This is a genomic window from Photobacterium sp. WH24 (assembly GCF_019204055.1).
Lineage (GTDB): Bacteria > Pseudomonadota > Gammaproteobacteria > Enterobacterales > Vibrionaceae > Photobacterium > Photobacterium arenosum.
In genome coordinates this window covers 243392-259019 of record NZ_JAGSOZ010000006.1, presented here as the reverse complement: position 1 = coordinate 259019, position 15628 = coordinate 243392, and the positions used below count along the sequence as shown (strand labels likewise).

The window sequence follows — 15628 nt, the reverse complement described above, 5'->3', positions numbered from 1 at the left end:
CTTATCAGAGAAACCCAGTCAGTAATGGCTGGGTTTTTTGCTGTCTGGCGTTTGCATGCCTCTGATTGTTCGTCAGATATGAAGAGATCCAGGCTAGGCGTTCCTGACGACAGACTGGGATTTTTCTGCATCGCTGCCATGAAACAGTGTTTGTTATGTGTAGCTGTAGAAATAACGCAACCATTGCTCAGCAATAAAAATTTCATCTTGTGCGGATAAAGCCTGAATACCTGCCGCATAGCTATGTGACTGACTGCCAAGATGCAGACCTGCCAGTAAATGTGCGGCCTCAAACAGGTACAAAGTGGGATCACCCATACCTGTTTTGAAGGGAGTGTTCGCAGACTCCCCACCGGCAATGAGGTAAATACTGGCGCCATGCCGATTTTGATATTCTGTGACCAGTTTATTCCCTCCCACATACTGCAACGTCCCTTGCTGCACTAACTCGGGTAAATTGAGCTCGTCGTCGGCAGAGGTGACAGTGGCTATGAACAAGTTCTCGCGTCTGGACTGGATGTGCGCAGAGTGAAGCGCGCCATTTCCGGTGCAGCAGAAAATGAGATTACAGTGTTCTAGCATGGTTTCGGTTGAGCAGACCTGAATGCCATTTCTGGGTAAAGCGGTGAGTTGTCTGGGATCCTGGTCACTGACATAGATATCATGGATACCTTTACCTTGTAGTGTCTTACAGATACCCCGGCCCAGATTACCACTACCTATCACCCCGATAGTGAGAAAACCGAGGTTGTTCAATTTCAGGCCAAATGCCTCGCGCAGGATTTGATCAGTGTAATGGACGATACACTCAGAAGCTTCGTAGTCGGCTGGGGTCTTGATGCTCAGATGAGCCACCGATACTAAGGGTTTGATTAAATGTCGGTTGCGATACTTGGCGATGCCATTTGCGGTTAATTCAGCAATCCCCACGCATTGCTCATCATATGCCTCAAAGATGGCTTCAACGCCTTGAGAAAAATAGCCACCGTGATCAAGGATCAGAAAAGCCTGTCCCTCCTGAGTGTATTGCTGAATAAGATCCAAGCAACGTACAGGATCTCTTAACGCGATTTTGTCAAAGCCGGGCTCGACGACATCACAGTTTGGAATGGACTGGATGGTATTTAGCAGTGAGCCGTTGTTGCAAAAAGTCGCTTGCTTAGGGATGAAAATGACGTGGTCAGCAAGTTTACACAGTACGTTGAGATACGGCAGAGAGCCTTCATAGCAATGCATGACAGAGAAAACAACAAGGTTTCTCGGCATCGAATGAGTTTGCGCAATCTGTTCTAAAAATCGATAACCTTTTTCTGCATAGAAAGCGGAGTAGTAGCTGTGCGTTAAAGTATGCGTTGACGTCATAACCGACCTGCTATTTGAATAACGTCAGCAACGCCTGAAAAAGAGGCTCTTGCTGTCGACTTTGTTTGCAACACAATCCCAATGTTAATGGTTCGACTGCTGCTGCTGGCAGCTTTTGAATCTGATCGCGAATCGGACTGTTTTCTATAACGATATCTGGCGCAATTCCGATACCACATCCCAATGCTACCATACTAACAATAGCTTCATGCCCAGCAACTTGAGCATAAATGTTGGGTTTTATTTTTTGTGATTTCATCCACTTGTCAGCATTTTCTCTTGCAGTTCCATACTCAGGCAGAATGAAGGGAAGTTTGTCCCACTGAATGTCCGGTGAAAGCAGCGCCTGAAGACCGGGTGAAGTGATTAATGGACTGATTAACGACATTGAGACATTACCCAAATAAATGAAAGTGAGTTTATTGGGTAAGTTGGCTGGCAGGGCAGTAATCGCAAAGTCGGCTTCATCGTGCAGGACTTTATTCACGGCTTGAGCCGGATCGCCGGTAACCAGCTGAATTTCCACCTGGGGGTAATGTTGCCTGAATTGATTCAGGACATTGGGGAGGTGGCTGTAGCTGGCAGTGACCGAGCAGAACAGGGTGAGTTTACCTTTGAGCATTTGATCCTGTTCAGTCAGCTCTTGCTGCAGTTGTTGCCATTCGGCAACAATGCGGCTGGCAACCGGTAGCAGTTTACGGCCTGACGTGGTCAGTTCCACACTGCGGTTGTCGCGAATGAAAAGCGGCTGAGACAGTTCCTGTTCCAGCCGCTGAATAAGCCGGCTGAGCGCGGACGGGCTGATGTGCATCTTCTGTGCTGTCTGACTAAAATTCTTGCTGTTACACAGATGAAGAAAGAGTTGGAGTGATTTTATGTTCATGGTTTATGTTGCACCATTTGCAATATGATGTTGTGAATATATCACTTTAGACAACATCAAGCCTGATCTACTATCAGGTTATTCGGCAGTGAAGTGCCGACCAAGGATTAGAATTCACGGAGTAACTTGTTATGGCTAACTATTTCAATACCTTAAATTTACGTCAGCAATTAGATCAACTGGGCCGTTGCCGTTTTATGGATCGCAGCGAGTTTGCTCAGGAAGCGGATTACCTGAAAGGTAAGAAGGTGGTTATCGTAGGTTGTGGTGCACAGGGCCTGAATCAGGGTCTGAACATGCGTGACTCAGGTCTGAATGTTGCCTATGCACTGCGCCAGGCTGCGATTGATGAGCAGCGTGCTTCTTTCCGAAATGCGAAAGACAATGGTTTTGAAGTGGGTAGCTATGAACAATTGATCCCTCAGGCCGATCTGGTTGTCAACCTGACACCTGATAAACAGCACACCGATGTTGTGACAACTGTCATGCCGTTAATGAAGCAAGGTGCTGCTCTGGGTTACTCGCACGGCTTCAACATTGTTGAAGAAGGGATGCAGATTCGTCCGGATATCACGGTTGTGATGGTAGCTCCTAAGTGTCCGGGTACTGAAGTACGTGAAGAATACAAGCGTGGCTTTGGTGTACCAACGCTGATCGCCGTCCACCCGGAAAATGACCCGCAAGGTGAAGGCCTGGAAATTGCGAAAGCCTGGGCGGCAGCAACGGGTGGCCACCGTGCCGGTGTGCTGGAGTCATCATTCGTTGCTGAAGTGAAATCTGACCTGATGGGTGAGCAGACGATTCTGTGTGGCATGCTGCAGGCGGGCTCAATCGTGTGTTACGAGAAGATGATTGCTGAAGGCGTCGAGCCTGGCTATGCCGGTAAACTGCTGCAATTCGGCTGGGAAACCATTACCGAAGCGCTGAAGTTTGGTGGCATCACGCATATGATGGATCGTCTGACAAACCCGGCTAAGATCAAAGCATTTGAGCTGTCTGAAGAGCTGAAAGATCTGATGCGTCCGCTGTATAACAAGCACATGGATGACATCATTACAGGTGAATTCTCACGGACTATGATGGCCGACTGGGCGAACGATGATGCGGAACTGCTGGGCTGGCGTGCCGAAACGGCGGAAACGGCGTTTGAAAACTACCCGCAAACCGATGCAAAAATCGCTGAGCAGGAATACTTTGATAACGGTATTCTGATGGTGGCCATGGTACGTGCCGGTGTTGAGCTGGCGTTTGAAGCCATGACAGCCTCAGGCATTATCGAAGAGTCGGCTTACTATGAGTCTTTGCATGAGCTGCCTCTGATTGCCAACACTGTCGCCCGTAAGCGTCTGTATGAGATGAACGTGGTTATCTCTGATACTGCAGAATATGGTAACTACCTGTTCGCGAACGTGGCTACGCCATTGCTGCGCGAAAAGTTCATGCCAAAAGTGAATACAGATGTTATTGGTAAAGGTCTGGTTGCTACAGGCAACCATGTTGATAACCAGCAGCTGATTGATGTGAACGAAGCGCTGCGTAATCACCCTGTAGAGCAGATTGGTCACGAACTGCGTGGTTATATGACAGATATGAAGCGTATCGCTGTAGGCGACTAAGTAAACATCCTTCCTGGTTAGTAAAAAGCCCGGCAAAATGTGCCGGGCTTTTTCATGTCTGTTCTGAGATATACTATTCGGACTTATCTGCCAGCATAGCTTCCAGCTGGGCAACCTTTTGTTCCAGCTCGTTCAGCTTTTGCCGTGTGCGCAGCAGGACCTGGGTCTGCACATCAAACTCTTCGCGATTCACCACATCCAGTTTACTCAGTTGTGCCTGAATGGTTTGGCGCACTTTCTGTTCCACATCCTGACCAAGTGCTTTGACCGGTTGAGGCATGGCTTCCTGAATTTGCCTGGCAACCTGCTCAAGTTTCTTTGGATCAAACATACGCGGGTTTAACTCCATGAGGTTAATGGGATACTTTTAGCCGTTAGTGTACACCAAATTTTTCTGCCACAGGCAGGAATCCTTGGCCAGATTGGGCTGGGTGGGCTGAAAAAAAGGCCGCTTGCGCGGCCTGAATCGAATGGAAAGTGGTCTTTAACTTTCCCGGGCTTTCAGCGCTTGTTTCGCTTCGTCAGCCCGTTTTAACTTTTCCAGCTCTTTGTCCTCCACAAAAACCGGTAGTGGCTTGTGGGTACTGGCCAGGTAGGTGTAGATCACCGGCAGTACAAACAGGGTAAAGAGGGTGCCTATCGCCAGGCCGGATACGATAACGATACCAATACTGAAGCGCTGGGCAGCACCGGCCCCGGTGGCGTACAGCAGAGGAACCAGACCGGCAATCATAGCCGCCGTGGTCATCAGAATCGGTCGCAGACGCACCTTGGCCGCTTCCATTACTGCAGACATTTTGTCTTTCTGGTGATTGAGCTGCTCTTCTTTTGCGACTTCACAGATCAGAATCCCGTGCTTGGTGATCAGACCAATCAGGGTGATTAAACCCACTTGCGAGTAGATGTTCATCGAAGCCGCTCCCCAGGCCAGCGATACCAGAGCGCCACAAATAGCCAGAGGTACCGACACCATGATAACCATAGGATCGCGCAGCGATTCGAACTGGATAGCCAGCACCAGGAAAATCACCGCCAGTGCCAGGCCGAAAGTCGCAAACAGTGCATTACCTTCGGTTACGTACTGGCGAGCTTCACCCATAAAGTCGTACTGATAACCAGAGGGTAGCTGGCTGACGGCTTCGGTACGGAACCATTCGATGGCATCACCCATGGCAGTACCCGGCATAGGCACCACACCTATGGTTGCCGAGTTTAGTTGGTTGAAGTGCGGCAGCGCGCGGGGTTCAGCCACCACATCAATGGTGATCAGGCTGCCTAGCGGCACTGAATTACCATCCGCCGCACGAACATAGAAGGCGTTCAGCGATTCAGGATTCAGGCGGTACTTACGTTCTACCTGCGGAATCACCTCGTAAGAGCGGCCATTAAGGTCGATGCGGTTGACATAACCGTCGGCCATCATAGTGCTCAGGGTGATACCGATATCCTGCATAGTCACGCCATAAGCCCCGGCTTTGTCTTTGTCTATGCTGATTTTCATGGTGGCGGAGTCGAAGTTGAGATCCAAGTCCGAATACACAAACATCGGATTCTTCGCCACATCATCCAGAATAGAACCGGCCACCTGGAACAGGCTTTCAAAGTTGTTCGGCGTGGTAATGACAAACTGGATCGGCAGACCTGACCCCGCACCTGGCAGCTCAGGCATCTGGAACGCCGTTACCGCCATACCAGGCACATCGTTAACCAGTGTAGTAACACGGCCAACCACTTCCGCCTGACTGGCTTCGCGCTGACTCCAGGGCACCATAGAAGCGATACCGAATGCCTGATTGGATTGCGGTACACCTGAGAACACCTGAGCAAAAGCCACTTCCGGCTGATTACTCAGCATTTCGTTCACTTCACTCATGGAGTTTTCGATGTAGTCCAGGTTAGCGGTAGACGGACCGGTACCCATCATCATCAGTACGCCTTTATCTTCTGCCGGTGCCAGTTCACTGGGGATGAATTTGAACAGAACCGGCAGCATAGCAAAGACAATGACAGCAAACACTATCACCACAGGGCGTGATTTCATCACTGTGGTCAGCATTTTTTCATAGCGGCTGGTCATGCGATCCAGCACACTGTGCACGGTATCTTCAAAGCGGTTTGGCTTATCGTGTGCTTTCAGGATCTTAGAACACATCATCGGCGACAGTGTCAGCGCGATTATCCCTGAGATAAAGACCGACCCGGCCAGCGTCAGGGCGAACTCTTTAAACAGCGAGCCTGTAATCCCCCCCATCAGTGCGATAGGTGCGTATACCGCGCCCAGCGTCAGGGTCATGGCGATAACAGGCACCGCGATTTCCCGGGTACCGATAATCGCTGCCCGGAACGGTGACTCGCCCAGTTTGATGTGACGGTCGACGTTTTCCAGTACCACGATGGCATCATCGACCACCAGACCGATAGCCAGCACCATGGCGAGCAGTGTCATCAGATTCCAGGAGAAGCCGAAGGCCTGCATTACCATGGCCACCCCAATCAGTGACAGCGGAATGGTGATGATAGGGATAAGTACGGCGCGGAACGACCCCAGGAACAGGGTGATCACCACAAGTACAATCAGTGCTGCTTCACCTATGGTTTTGATAACCTCCTGAATGGACTCGTTAATCGCAACCGTAGAGTCGTACAGGACGTTCATCTTGATATTGCTTGGCATGTTGCGCTGAATTTCAGGCAGCAGATCCAGCACATCGGCAGCAATATTGATAGGGTTTGCACTTGGCGCTGCATTGATGGCGGCGACCACGGCTTCCTGTCCGTTTGCTGTTGCACGGTAAATGTCGTGGCTTTTCGCACGGGTGACTTTGGCGATATCACCTAAGCGGATCACCTGACCTTTCTGCGTCGAGACAATCAGCTTTTTCAGCTCATCTGTGGTTTTGACCTGGGTATCTGCCGTGCCGTTATACAGCACGAATTCACCTGTTGCCTGGCCCGTTGCCGACTGGTAGTTGTTGGCGTTCAGCACAGTCATGATGTCGCTGGCTGTCAGATTGTATGCGGCCATCTTGGCCGGATCCAGCCATACCCGCAGCGCAAATTTCATTCCGCCATAAAGGTCGATTTTGGATACGCCGTTCACTGTAAACAGCTGCGGGTTGAATACCCGCTCCAGGTAATCGGTGATCTGGCTGGAATTGAGCTCGTCACTGGTAAAGCCGATGTACATCACCGCCGTGGTAGAACCGGTCGACATGGTTACAGTCGGGTCTTCCGCTTCACGGGGAAGCTGAGAGCGCACCGAGTTGGTCTTCGCCAGTACATCAGACAGGGCCGCGTTGGGATCGGTATTGAGTTTCATGTTGACGGTAATTGTCGATGAACCCAGTACCGATGACGACGTCATGTAATCTATGTTGTCTGCCTGCGCGATGGCCTGCTCCAGCGGCTGAGTAATAAAGCCCTGGATCAGATCGGCACTGGCACCGTAATAACTGGTCGTCACAGTGACTACGGTATTGGTCATCTCGGGATATTCCCGGACCTGCATTTTGAAAATAGCCTGAAAACCAAGCAGGGCAATCAGAATGCTGATTGCCACTGCCAGCACCGGCCTTTTTATGAATATGTCAGTAAAGCGCATTTAACCTCCGAATCACAGCATCGGTGTTTCAGCCGGGGTTTTCAGGGCATCGTTTTCTACGATGCGGACTTTGACGTCATTACTCAGGCGCACCTGGCCGGTAGTCACAATACGGTCTCCCGGTTTAACGCCATCAAGAACGTGGATAACATCGCGCTTACGTTCACCGGTTTTCACCACAGACTGACGGACGCGGGTGACGCCTTCATCATCTTCGTACAGCACATACACATTATCGCCATACAGGGTATAGGTGATGGCAAACTGCGGCAGCACAACCTGATTTTCCAGGGTCGGCAGAATGATGTTAGCGCGGGCAAACATCCCGCTGCGCAGACGGCCGGCATTGTTCGGAATGTCCGCCTGAACCTGGATCAAGCCGCTCTGATAATTAACCGCAGGCTCAATCGCGCTGATCTTGCCCTGGAATTTGGCATCCGGGTACGCATCGACGGCGATATCAACTTCCTGACCGATGTGGATGTCAGACAGATCGGTTTGCGGAATGGTGAAGCGCAGCTTCATCAGGGACGTATCTTCCAGACGCACTATGTCAGTGCCGGGCTGAATATATTCACCCAGGAACACATTACGCAGACCGACATCACCGGCAAACGGGGCTTTAATAATACGACGATCGATGGTGGCTTTCAGGCTCTCAATATCGGCTGACAAAGAGAAGTAATCAGCTTGCGCGCCATCAAAAGCTTCCTTAGAGATAGAGCCTTTCTTGTACAGATCCTGATAGCGGATGAACTTGGCTTTGGCGGCTGGCAGGCGAGCCTGGGAACTCTTGAGGTTGGCTACTTCAACATCTGAGTCCAGCGCTACCAGACGTTGTCCTTTTTTCACGGACATGCCTGAATCGAACTCCAGCGACTTGATCACGCCAGCGACTTCTGTGGTGACAGTCACACCCTGATTAGGCTCAATGAAACCAATCGCTTCAATCGCAGGTACCCAATTGGTCGGTTTTGCCTCTACGACAGTCACCGGATAATCCGGCTCAGGCATATTGGCGAAGTAAGCCATCTTTCCTTTTATTTCAAAGTACTTGGACGTAAAAAGCGTGCCAAACAGCACGGCAACGATGATGAGCATGACTATCCATGCTACCCATTTTTTCATTATCTTTGCTCCGGAGTCTTAAGTTAATGCTAATTCAATGTGTAATTACAGCATCCCAGCAAGCTTTAATGGCAGCATCCCGCGCTTCATCACTTACCGTAAAAGTACCACTCAGGTGCTTGCGGGCCAGACAGGCGCTGGGCTCAAGGCTGAGTGCGCTTAATATCTCGTTGTCCAAAGGCTTAAACAGCCCCTGAGCTTTACCCGTGTCAAACATCCTGTGGACAGGGGCAAAGAGCGTTTGCTCTAACGCTATCTTGTACTGCTTACCTCGGTGCGGCATGTTTTCGAACTGACCACGGTTAATAAGCGGCGCTTCATTATTCGTAGCCATATTCCAGATGTTTAACCACATAGTACGGAACTGCTGTTCTAAGGGCATGACATCGGAAACGTTCTGAGTGATTTTCCTGGCGACAATAGTCAGTATATGGTCATGCAGCTGAAACAGGAGATCATCTTTATCACTGAAATAGCGATAGATGGTCCCTGTCGCGACCCTGGCTTCTTTGGCCACCATGTTCATCGACAGACCGTGAAAACCATGTTTTGCCAGCAATTCTTCGGTTGCCTGCAAGATACGTTCTTTTTTGTCAGTCATTGTTGATCACAAAGTGAATGAACGTTCATTCATTATTGTGGATACTTTATTAGTATGCAACTCATCTGTTACCTTTATTTTTCTGAGAAAAACGCGGGGGATTGTCTGAAATAGACACGAGACGAGAACAGGTTACAATGCGGCAGCTGAATAAAACATGACTCATAGGGCAAATGAATGAAACTCAATCCGAGACAAAATGAGGCGGTACGTTTTGTTGCTGGACCGTGTCTGGTTCTGGCTGGTGCAGGTTCAGGAAAAACACGGGTCATCACCAATAAAATCGCCTACTTAGTACAACAATGTGACTACAAAGCCCGTCATATTGCGGCGCTGACATTTACCAATAAAGCGGCGCGGGAAATGAAAGAGCGGGTCGGGCAGACCCTGGGCCGCCAGGAAGCCAAAGGGCTGATGGTGTCGACTTTCCATACCTTGGGCCTGAATATCATTCGTCGTGAGTACAAGGTACTGGGACTGAAAGCGAGTTTCTCGTTGTTTGACGATCAGGATCAGATGGCACTGCTCAAAGAGTTGACGGAAGATCAGCTCGACGGTGACAAAGACTTACTTAAAATGCTGCTGTCATCCATTTCAAACTGGAAGAACGCCATGATGTCGCCCGCTCAGGCGAAAGTGCATGCACAAAGTGAGCGTGACCAGCTGTTTGCCCATTGCTACGAGTTATATCAGCGTCAGATGAAAGCCTATAACGCGCTGGACTTTGATGACTTGATTCTGATGCCTGTACTCTTGCTGCGTGATAATGATGAGGTGCGGCAGCGCTGGCAGAATAAGATCCGCTACCTCCTGGTGGATGAGTATCAGGATACCAACACCAGCCAGTATGCCTTTGTGAAGTTGTTGGTGGGCGAAAGGTCAAAATTCACTGTGGTCGGGGATGACGACCAGTCTATCTATTCCTGGCGTGGTGCGCAGCCGGAAAATCTGGCGCTGCTTAATAAAGACTTCCCGACGCTTAAAGTGATCAAGCTGGAGCAGAACTATCGTTCGACCAGCCGGATATTGCGCAGCGCCAACATTCTGATCGCCAATAACCCGCACTTGTTTGAAAAAGCGCTGTTTTCAGAAATTCCTGATGGCGAGATGCTCAAGGTCCTGACGGCTAAAAATGAAGAGCATGAAGCTGAAAAAGTGGTCGGAGAGCTGATTGCCCATCGTTTTCTCAACAATACTGACTACAAAGATTACGCGATTCTGTACCGCGGCAACCACCAGTCGCGTTTGTTTGAAAAAGCCCTGATGCAAAACCGGATCCCCTACAAAATTTCTGGCGGCACGTCTTTCTTCTCCCGTACCGAGATCAAAGACATCATGGCGTACCTGCGCTTGCTCACCAACCAGGATGATGACAATGCTTTTTTGCGTATCGTCAATACGCCGCGGCGGGAAATCGGCCCTGTCACCCTGGAGAAACTGGGCACCTACGCCAATATGCGAGGCAAGAGTTTGTTTGAAGCCAGCTTTGAGCTTGGCCTGGAGCAGCATCTTTCATGGCGAGGACTGGACAGCCTGCGCCAGTTTACGCGCTGGATAGTTGAGCTGGCCGATAACGCTGAGCGCGGCGATGCCGTGGCGGCCGTGCGGCAGATGATCCGTGATATTCATTATGAGGACTGGCTGTTTGAAACCTCCGCCAGCCCGAAAGCGGCAGAAATGCGGATGAAAAATGTATCCGATTTATACAGCTGGATCACCGCAGATCTGGAAGGCGATAATTACGATAACGAAGTCCGCACCCTGAAAGAAGTGGTTCAGCGCATGACATTGCGTGACATGATGGAGCGGGGTGAAGAGGATGAGGATGCCGATCAGGTTCAGCTCATGACACTGCATGCCTCCAAAGGGCTGGAATTTCCGCATGTCTACCTGATAGGTGCCGAAGAGGGCATTTTGCCGCATCAGACCAGCATTGATGAAGACAATGTGGAGGAAGAGCGACGTTTGGCGTATGTCGGTATTACCCGGGCGCAGAAAACACTGACCTTTACCTTATGCAAGGAACGCCGGCAGTATGGCGAGTTGCTTAAACCCGAGCCCAGCCGCTTTCTCTATGAATTGCCCCAGGACGATCTGGATTGGGAAACAGAGCGCAAACCTGTGACGGCAGAAGAACGAATGGAACGGGGTCAGGCACACATTGCCAATCTCCGCTCCATGTTCAAGAAGAAATAACTCAGCGAATCGCTGAAAATAAAAAAGGTTAGCCATTATAGCTAACCTTTTTTCAGGTATCGGAAGGGAGAGACTGGATTACAGCCCCTCGATCATATGGTTGATCGCAGCCACGATTTCTTCATCGCTGCAGTCCATACAGGTGCCTTTCGCCGGCATGGCATTGAAACCATTAATGGCATGATTGGTCATCGTATCCATACCTTGAGCAATACGCGGTCCCCAGTCACCGGCATCACCTGACTTAGGTGCGCCCAGTACACCGCTGCTGTGGCAAGCCACACAGAAAGTGCCGTATACCTGATCGCCTGAGCGAGGGCCGGAAGCGGCGGCTGTAGCGGCTGGTGCATCGCCTTCCTTATATACAGAGCCAACAGGCTTGATGCGTTCTGCGATCGCTTCGCCAGACATATCTGCCGCTACGGCTGAGCCGCTGATGGCGACGGTTGCGACTGCAGCGACCATTAGTTGTCGAAGAGAAAATTCCATTGAGCTCACCTTAACACTCCCAGATTATTTGCTCGAATATCACAGCTTTCTTGTATAAATTATTGTAAATATTACATTATTGGACAAAGCTGTGAGTTATTAACCAGTGGTTTTTGGATAAAAAACGCAATGATTATATCCCTTAACGAAGTGGTATTAAACAGAGCGGCTTTGTTTGTATGACGCTAATCAACTCAGAGATGGTTATAAATAAAGCGAATACAAAATTTTTTGCAAAAAAGACTAGACGAGAAGCATGCTGATCCGTAATATTCACCACCGCCGATAGGGCAAGGCGCCCGTAGCTCAGCTGGATAGAGCGTTGGCCTCCGGAGCCAAAGGTCACAGGTTCAAATCCTGTCGGGCGCGCCACTCCGGAAAGTCAGGATGGCACTGTTGGCGTGTAAATTATGGTGGCTATAGCTCAGTTGGTAGAGTCCCGGATTGTGATTCCGGTTGTCGCGAGTTCAAGTCTCGTTAGCCACCCCATACAATTGGGTATGGAGCTTGTAACAAGCTCGGTACTTAGCGGCAGATAGCGCAAGTCGTGTATCTCCGGCTTTTGAGAATAGCGGACCAGAGGGACCCTCTGGCGCAAAACTCAAAACAACAGAAAGAATTATCGGTGAATAGCGCAGTTTGGTAGCGCATCTCCGGCTTTTGAGAATAGCGGACCAGAGGAACCCTCTGGCGCAAAACTCAAAGACAGAAAGAATTATCGGTGAATAGCGCAGTTTGGTAGCGCATCTGGTTTGGGACCAGAGGGTCGGGGGTTCGAATCCCTCTTCACCGACCACTTCTATGGTAAGTTTGCCCGGTGAGCAAACCTACAGGTTCGGAAAAAAGAAGTGTATTGCTCGGGTGTGTAAATCCGCCGCGTTCAATCCCTCTTCGCCGACCAAGTTACAATGGTGGCTATAGCTCAGTTGGTAGAGTCCCGGATTGTGATTCCGGTTGTCGCGAGTTCAAGCCTCGTTAGCCACCCCATATATCGTGTTTCAACCTGCATGGTTGAATGACAAGCAAAAAATCGGTGAATAGCGCAGTTTGGTAGTGCATCTCCGGCTTTTGAGAATAGCGGACCAGAGGGACCCTCTGGCACAAAACTCAAAACAATAGAAAGAATTATCGGTGAATAGCGCAGTTTGGTAGCGCATCTGGTTTGGGACCAGAGGGTCGGGGGTTCGAATCCCTCTTCACCGACCACCTTTGAAGACCCGCTCATTGAGCGGGTTTTTTTATGCCTGTATTTTACTGTCCGGTTCTGTCTGGAGCAGAGGAGGGCTTCGGGTCGGGTGCGGAAGCCCGCCGCACGGAGGCCCGCCGCGTTCATTCCCTCTTCGCCGACCACATTTGAAGACCCGCTCATTGAGCGGGTTTTTTTATGCCCCTTGGTTTCGCTGCTACTATTCAGAGGCGTACTGACCTCAGGATCGGGGGCATATTTGTGTTTTGTATTGTCATTTTCAGCCGGGTTAGCTGTTACGTTGCCGACAAGCTGTGAGTTTCTCCGCTGTTTATTCATGACTTCCCGCTCTGGAGCAGTCTGCTTGTCTGGCTTTTCATGCTGCGTTGAATAGCTAGGGTGGATTCATGTACTGATACCATTATCTATAGTGGTCTAATATCTTTTTATGTTAATAAAATGTTCCTGTTTTTGCGGTGGTTTATTCATAGGGTCATGGATGAATGCTGTGAATATAAATGCTTAAAATGAGCATTTTTAGCTAATTTTTGCTGTTTTTACCGCGATTTATCTAAGATGGTTTATATGGGTTATGTGAATTTTAACCTTGGTTTATAGTGATTATTTATGCTGGTTTTGTGCGGTAGCACAGTTTTATAGTATGAAATGTTGATTTTTAGTGAAATCTTTGCAAGATTGATGGCACTTTATGTGGCCGATATTTTTATCGGTTTATTGGAATGGATTCATTTGCAGACAGGCAGAGTCGCTGCCAGGTTGTTGAGGTCTGAGCATGGCATTATTGGAAGTTAAAAACCTTCGTATTGAGTACCCGTCTCGTCACGGTATCCACGCTGCGGTGAAATCGCTGTCGTTCACCATAGAGCGCGGTGAGATTGTCGGTGTTGTCGGGGAATCCGGGGCGGGTAAATCGACGGTAGGTAATGCCGTAATCGATCTGTTGAGTCCTCCTGGCAATATTGCCAGCGGCGATGTCTACCTGGACGGTCAGAAAATCTCGGGTTTAAAACCAGAAGCGATGCGAAAAGTGCGTGGCGCAAAAATCGGTTTTATTTTCCAGGATCCGATGACTTCGCTGAACCCTTTGTATACCGTCGAGCGTCAATTGACGGAAACCATTATTACCAATTTGAATCTCGGCAAAGAAGAAGCGGTTCGCCGTGCTATTAAGCTGATGGAGCAAGTTGGGATCCCTCAGCCGGAAATCCGTATTAAGCAGTATCCGCATCAATTTTCCGGTGGTATGCGTCAGCGTGTGGTGATTGCAATCGCCCTGGCTGGTGAGCCTGATTTAATCATTGCCGATGAACCGACCACAGCGCTGGATGTGTCGATCCAGGATCAGATTCTGAGTCTGATTCGGGAATTATGCGTGAAGAAAAACGTTGGCTGCATGCTGGTAACGCACGATATGGGAGTGGTCTCCAATGTCACCGATCGTGTTGCTGTGATGTACCGTGGTGATCTGGTTGAAATCGGTCCTACGGAACAGGTGCTGGGTCATCCTAATCACCCTTATACCAAGAGCCTCATTTCTGCGGTTCCGCGTTCGGATATCAAACTGGCTCGCTTCCCTTTGGTGAGCTATATCGAAGAAGCCGGTGAAACCACGCAGCTGGATGTGAAAAATCACTGGCTGGGCCAGAGTCAGGACGAACGTCAGTACACGGGCGCTTTATTGCAGGTCGAGAATGTTAATCTGCGCTTTGTGACCAAAGATTCTTTCTTTGAAAGCCGCCGTGAGTATGTGCAGGCCTCGAACGATGTCAGCTTTGAGGTGTTTGAAGGCGAAACCTTTGGCCTGGTTGGCGAATCAGGTTCAGGCAAATCAACCATTGCCCGTGTGATTGCCGGTTTATATCCGCCCAATTCTGGCAAAGTGGTGTTTGAAGGTATAGATCTGACGGCGCTCAAGAGCGAGAACGAACGCCGCCCTATGCGTCGCCAGATGCAGATGGTGTTTCAGAACCCGTATTCCTCAATGAACCCGCGGATGAAGATTTTCGACATCATTGCTGAGCCAATTCGCTTTCATAAACTGGCCGGCAGTGAAAATCAGGTGCGGCAGATCGTCGCTGACTTGCTCGACCATGTGGGTCTGGGCCGTGCCGCAGGCGTGAAGTATCCCCATGAATTTTCGGGTGGTCAGCGTCAGCGTATTTCTATCGCCCGTGCTCTGGCAACACGTCCCCGTCTGCTGATTTGTGATGAGCCGACCTCGGCACTGGATGTGTCGGTTCAGGCACAAATCCTTAATCTGCTGAAAGATCTGCAGGATGAATTGAACCTGACTATGCTGTTTATCAGCCACGATTTACCGGTTATCCGCCAGATGTGTGATCGCATCGGCGTGATGCAGAAAGGCACCTTGCTGGAAGTGGCGCCGACTGAGCAGTTGTTCACGGCTCCGCAGCACGAATACAGCAAGCAATTGATTTCTTTGATGCCTGAATTCAAAGGAATGAGTCAGGAAGGCCTGAAACTGGCCTGATACAGAACCTGTTTGCCCGCCGGGAACCCATATTTCCGGCATGGCTCTGTCAGG

10 protein-coding genes and 5 tRNA genes are annotated in these 15628 nt (G+C 49.9%); 8 read left to right on the top strand and 7 right to left on the bottom strand.

Going from position 1 to position 15628, the window contains the following annotated elements; all coding sequences use genetic code 11:
• Nucleotides 1-153: 153 nt before the first annotated feature.
• Together KCG43_RS10050 and ilvY are read right to left on the bottom strand one after the other, a co-directional pair.
• Nucleotides 154-1362, bottom strand: a complete 1209-nt coding sequence (locus KCG43_RS10050) for an NAD(P)-binding domain-containing protein (protein WP_218384600.1) — start codon at nt 1360-1362, stop codon at nt 154-156.
• A 10-nt stretch (nt 1363-1372) separates the two neighbouring features.
• On the bottom strand, nt 1373-2245 hold the full coding sequence (ilvY, locus tag KCG43_RS10045; protein WP_192016093.1) for an HTH-type transcriptional activator IlvY: 873 nt from the start codon (nt 2243-2245) through the stop codon (nt 1373-1375).
• Nucleotides 2246-2376: 131 nt separating this feature from the next.
• On the opposite strand from ilvY, the gene ilvC reads away from it, so the two are divergent.
• Nucleotides 2377-3861 (top strand): ketol-acid reductoisomerase, encoded by a 1485-nt coding sequence (gene ilvC / locus KCG43_RS10040; RefSeq protein WP_218384598.1) that lies wholly within the window; start codon nt 2377-2379, stop codon nt 3859-3861.
• A 73-nt stretch (nt 3862-3934) separates the two neighbouring features.
• Here ilvC and KCG43_RS10035 read toward each other — a convergent pair whose 3' ends face one another.
• The 4 genes from KCG43_RS10035 to KCG43_RS10020 form a co-directional block, all read right to left on the bottom strand.
• On the bottom strand, nt 3935-4192 hold the full coding sequence (locus KCG43_RS10035) for an accessory factor UbiK family protein (protein ID WP_192016091.1): 258 nt from the start codon (nt 4190-4192) through the stop codon (nt 3935-3937).
• A gap of 153 nt (nt 4193-4345) precedes the next feature.
• Nucleotides 4346-7462: a multidrug efflux RND transporter permease subunit gene (locus tag KCG43_RS10030; protein ID WP_218384596.1), complete on the bottom strand. Its 3117-nt coding sequence runs from the start codon at nt 7460-7462 to the stop codon at nt 4346-4348.
• Between the two features lie 12 nt (nt 7463-7474).
• Nucleotides 7475-8590 carry an efflux RND transporter periplasmic adaptor subunit gene (locus KCG43_RS10025; protein WP_192016089.1) on the bottom strand — a complete coding sequence of 372 codons (1116 nt, stop codon included), beginning with the start codon at nt 8588-8590 and terminating at the stop codon, nt 7475-7477.
• A gap of 34 nt (nt 8591-8624) precedes the next feature.
• Nucleotides 8625-9191, bottom strand: coding sequence for a TetR/AcrR family transcriptional regulator (locus tag KCG43_RS10020; RefSeq protein WP_192016088.1), 567 nt, complete (start codon nt 9189-9191; stop codon nt 8625-8627).
• A gap of 177 nt (nt 9192-9368) precedes the next feature.
• On the opposite strand from KCG43_RS10020, the gene rep reads away from it, so the two are divergent.
• Nucleotides 9369-11387, top strand: a complete 2019-nt coding sequence (rep, locus tag KCG43_RS10015; protein WP_218384593.1) for a DNA helicase Rep — start codon at nt 9369-9371, stop codon at nt 11385-11387.
• 78 nt (nt 11388-11465) lie between these two features.
• Here the strand turns inward: rep and KCG43_RS10010 are convergent, their stop codons facing one another.
• On the bottom strand, nt 11466-11876 hold the full coding sequence (locus tag KCG43_RS10010; protein WP_161442241.1) for a cytochrome c5 family protein: 411 nt from the start codon (nt 11874-11876) through the stop codon (nt 11466-11468).
• Nucleotides 11877-12171: 295 nt separating this feature from the next.
• On the opposite strand from KCG43_RS10010, the gene KCG43_RS10005 reads away from it, so the two are divergent.
• The 6 genes from KCG43_RS10005 to KCG43_RS09980 all read left to right on the top strand — a co-directional run bounded on the left by KCG43_RS10005 (nt 12172) and on the right by KCG43_RS09980 (nt 15574).
• Nucleotides 12172-12248 (top strand) — tRNA-Arg (locus tag KCG43_RS10005).
• A 41-nt stretch (nt 12249-12289) separates the two neighbouring features.
• Nucleotides 12290-12365, top strand: a tRNA-His gene (locus tag KCG43_RS10000).
• Nucleotides 12366-12595: 230 nt separating this feature from the next.
• Nucleotides 12596-12672, top strand: a tRNA-Pro gene (locus KCG43_RS09995).
• Between the two features lie 115 nt (nt 12673-12787).
• Nucleotides 12788-12863: transfer RNA gene (locus KCG43_RS09990), tRNA-His, on the top strand.
• 142 nt (nt 12864-13005) lie between these two features.
• Nucleotides 13006-13082, top strand: a tRNA-Pro gene (locus KCG43_RS09985).
• A 773-nt stretch (nt 13083-13855) separates the two neighbouring features.
• Complete coding sequence (locus tag KCG43_RS09980) at nt 13856-15574, top strand: ABC transporter ATP-binding protein (protein WP_218384591.1); 1719 nt, start codon at nt 13856-13858, stop codon at nt 15572-15574.
• The last annotated feature ends 54 nt before the right edge of the window (nt 15575-15628 follow it).

Excerpts from the sequence above, each read along its gene's own strand:
- KCG43_RS10050 (WP_218384600.1), bottom strand. The coding sequence starts at position 1,362 with ATGACGTCAACGCATACTTTAACGCACAGCTACTACTCCGCTTTCTAT.
- ilvY (WP_192016093.1), bottom strand. The coding sequence starts at position 2,245 with ATGAACATAAAATCACTCCAACTCTTTCTTCATCTGTGTAACAGCAAG.
- ilvC (WP_218384598.1), top strand. The coding sequence starts at position 2,377 with ATGGCTAACTATTTCAATACCTTAAATTTACGTCAGCAATTAGATCAA.
- KCG43_RS10035 (WP_192016091.1), bottom strand. The coding sequence starts at position 4,192 with ATGTTTGATCCAAAGAAACTTGAGCAGGTTGCCAGGCAAATTCAGGAA.
- KCG43_RS10030 (WP_218384596.1), bottom strand. The coding sequence starts at position 7,462 with ATGCGCTTTACTGACATATTCATAAAAAGGCCGGTGCTGGCAGTGGCA.
- KCG43_RS10025 (WP_192016089.1), bottom strand. The coding sequence starts at position 8,590 with ATGAAAAAATGGGTAGCATGGATAGTCATGCTCATCATCGTTGCCGTG.
- KCG43_RS10020 (WP_192016088.1), bottom strand. The coding sequence starts at position 9,191 with ATGACTGACAAAAAAGAACGTATCTTGCAGGCAACCGAAGAATTGCTG.
- rep (WP_218384593.1), top strand. The coding sequence starts at position 9,369 with ATGAAACTCAATCCGAGACAAAATGAGGCGGTACGTTTTGTTGCTGGA.
- KCG43_RS10010 (WP_161442241.1), bottom strand. The coding sequence starts at position 11,876 with ATGGAATTTTCTCTTCGACAACTAATGGTCGCTGCAGTCGCAACCGTC.
- KCG43_RS09980 (WP_218384591.1), top strand. The coding sequence starts at position 13,856 with ATGGCATTATTGGAAGTTAAAAACCTTCGTATTGAGTACCCGTCTCGT.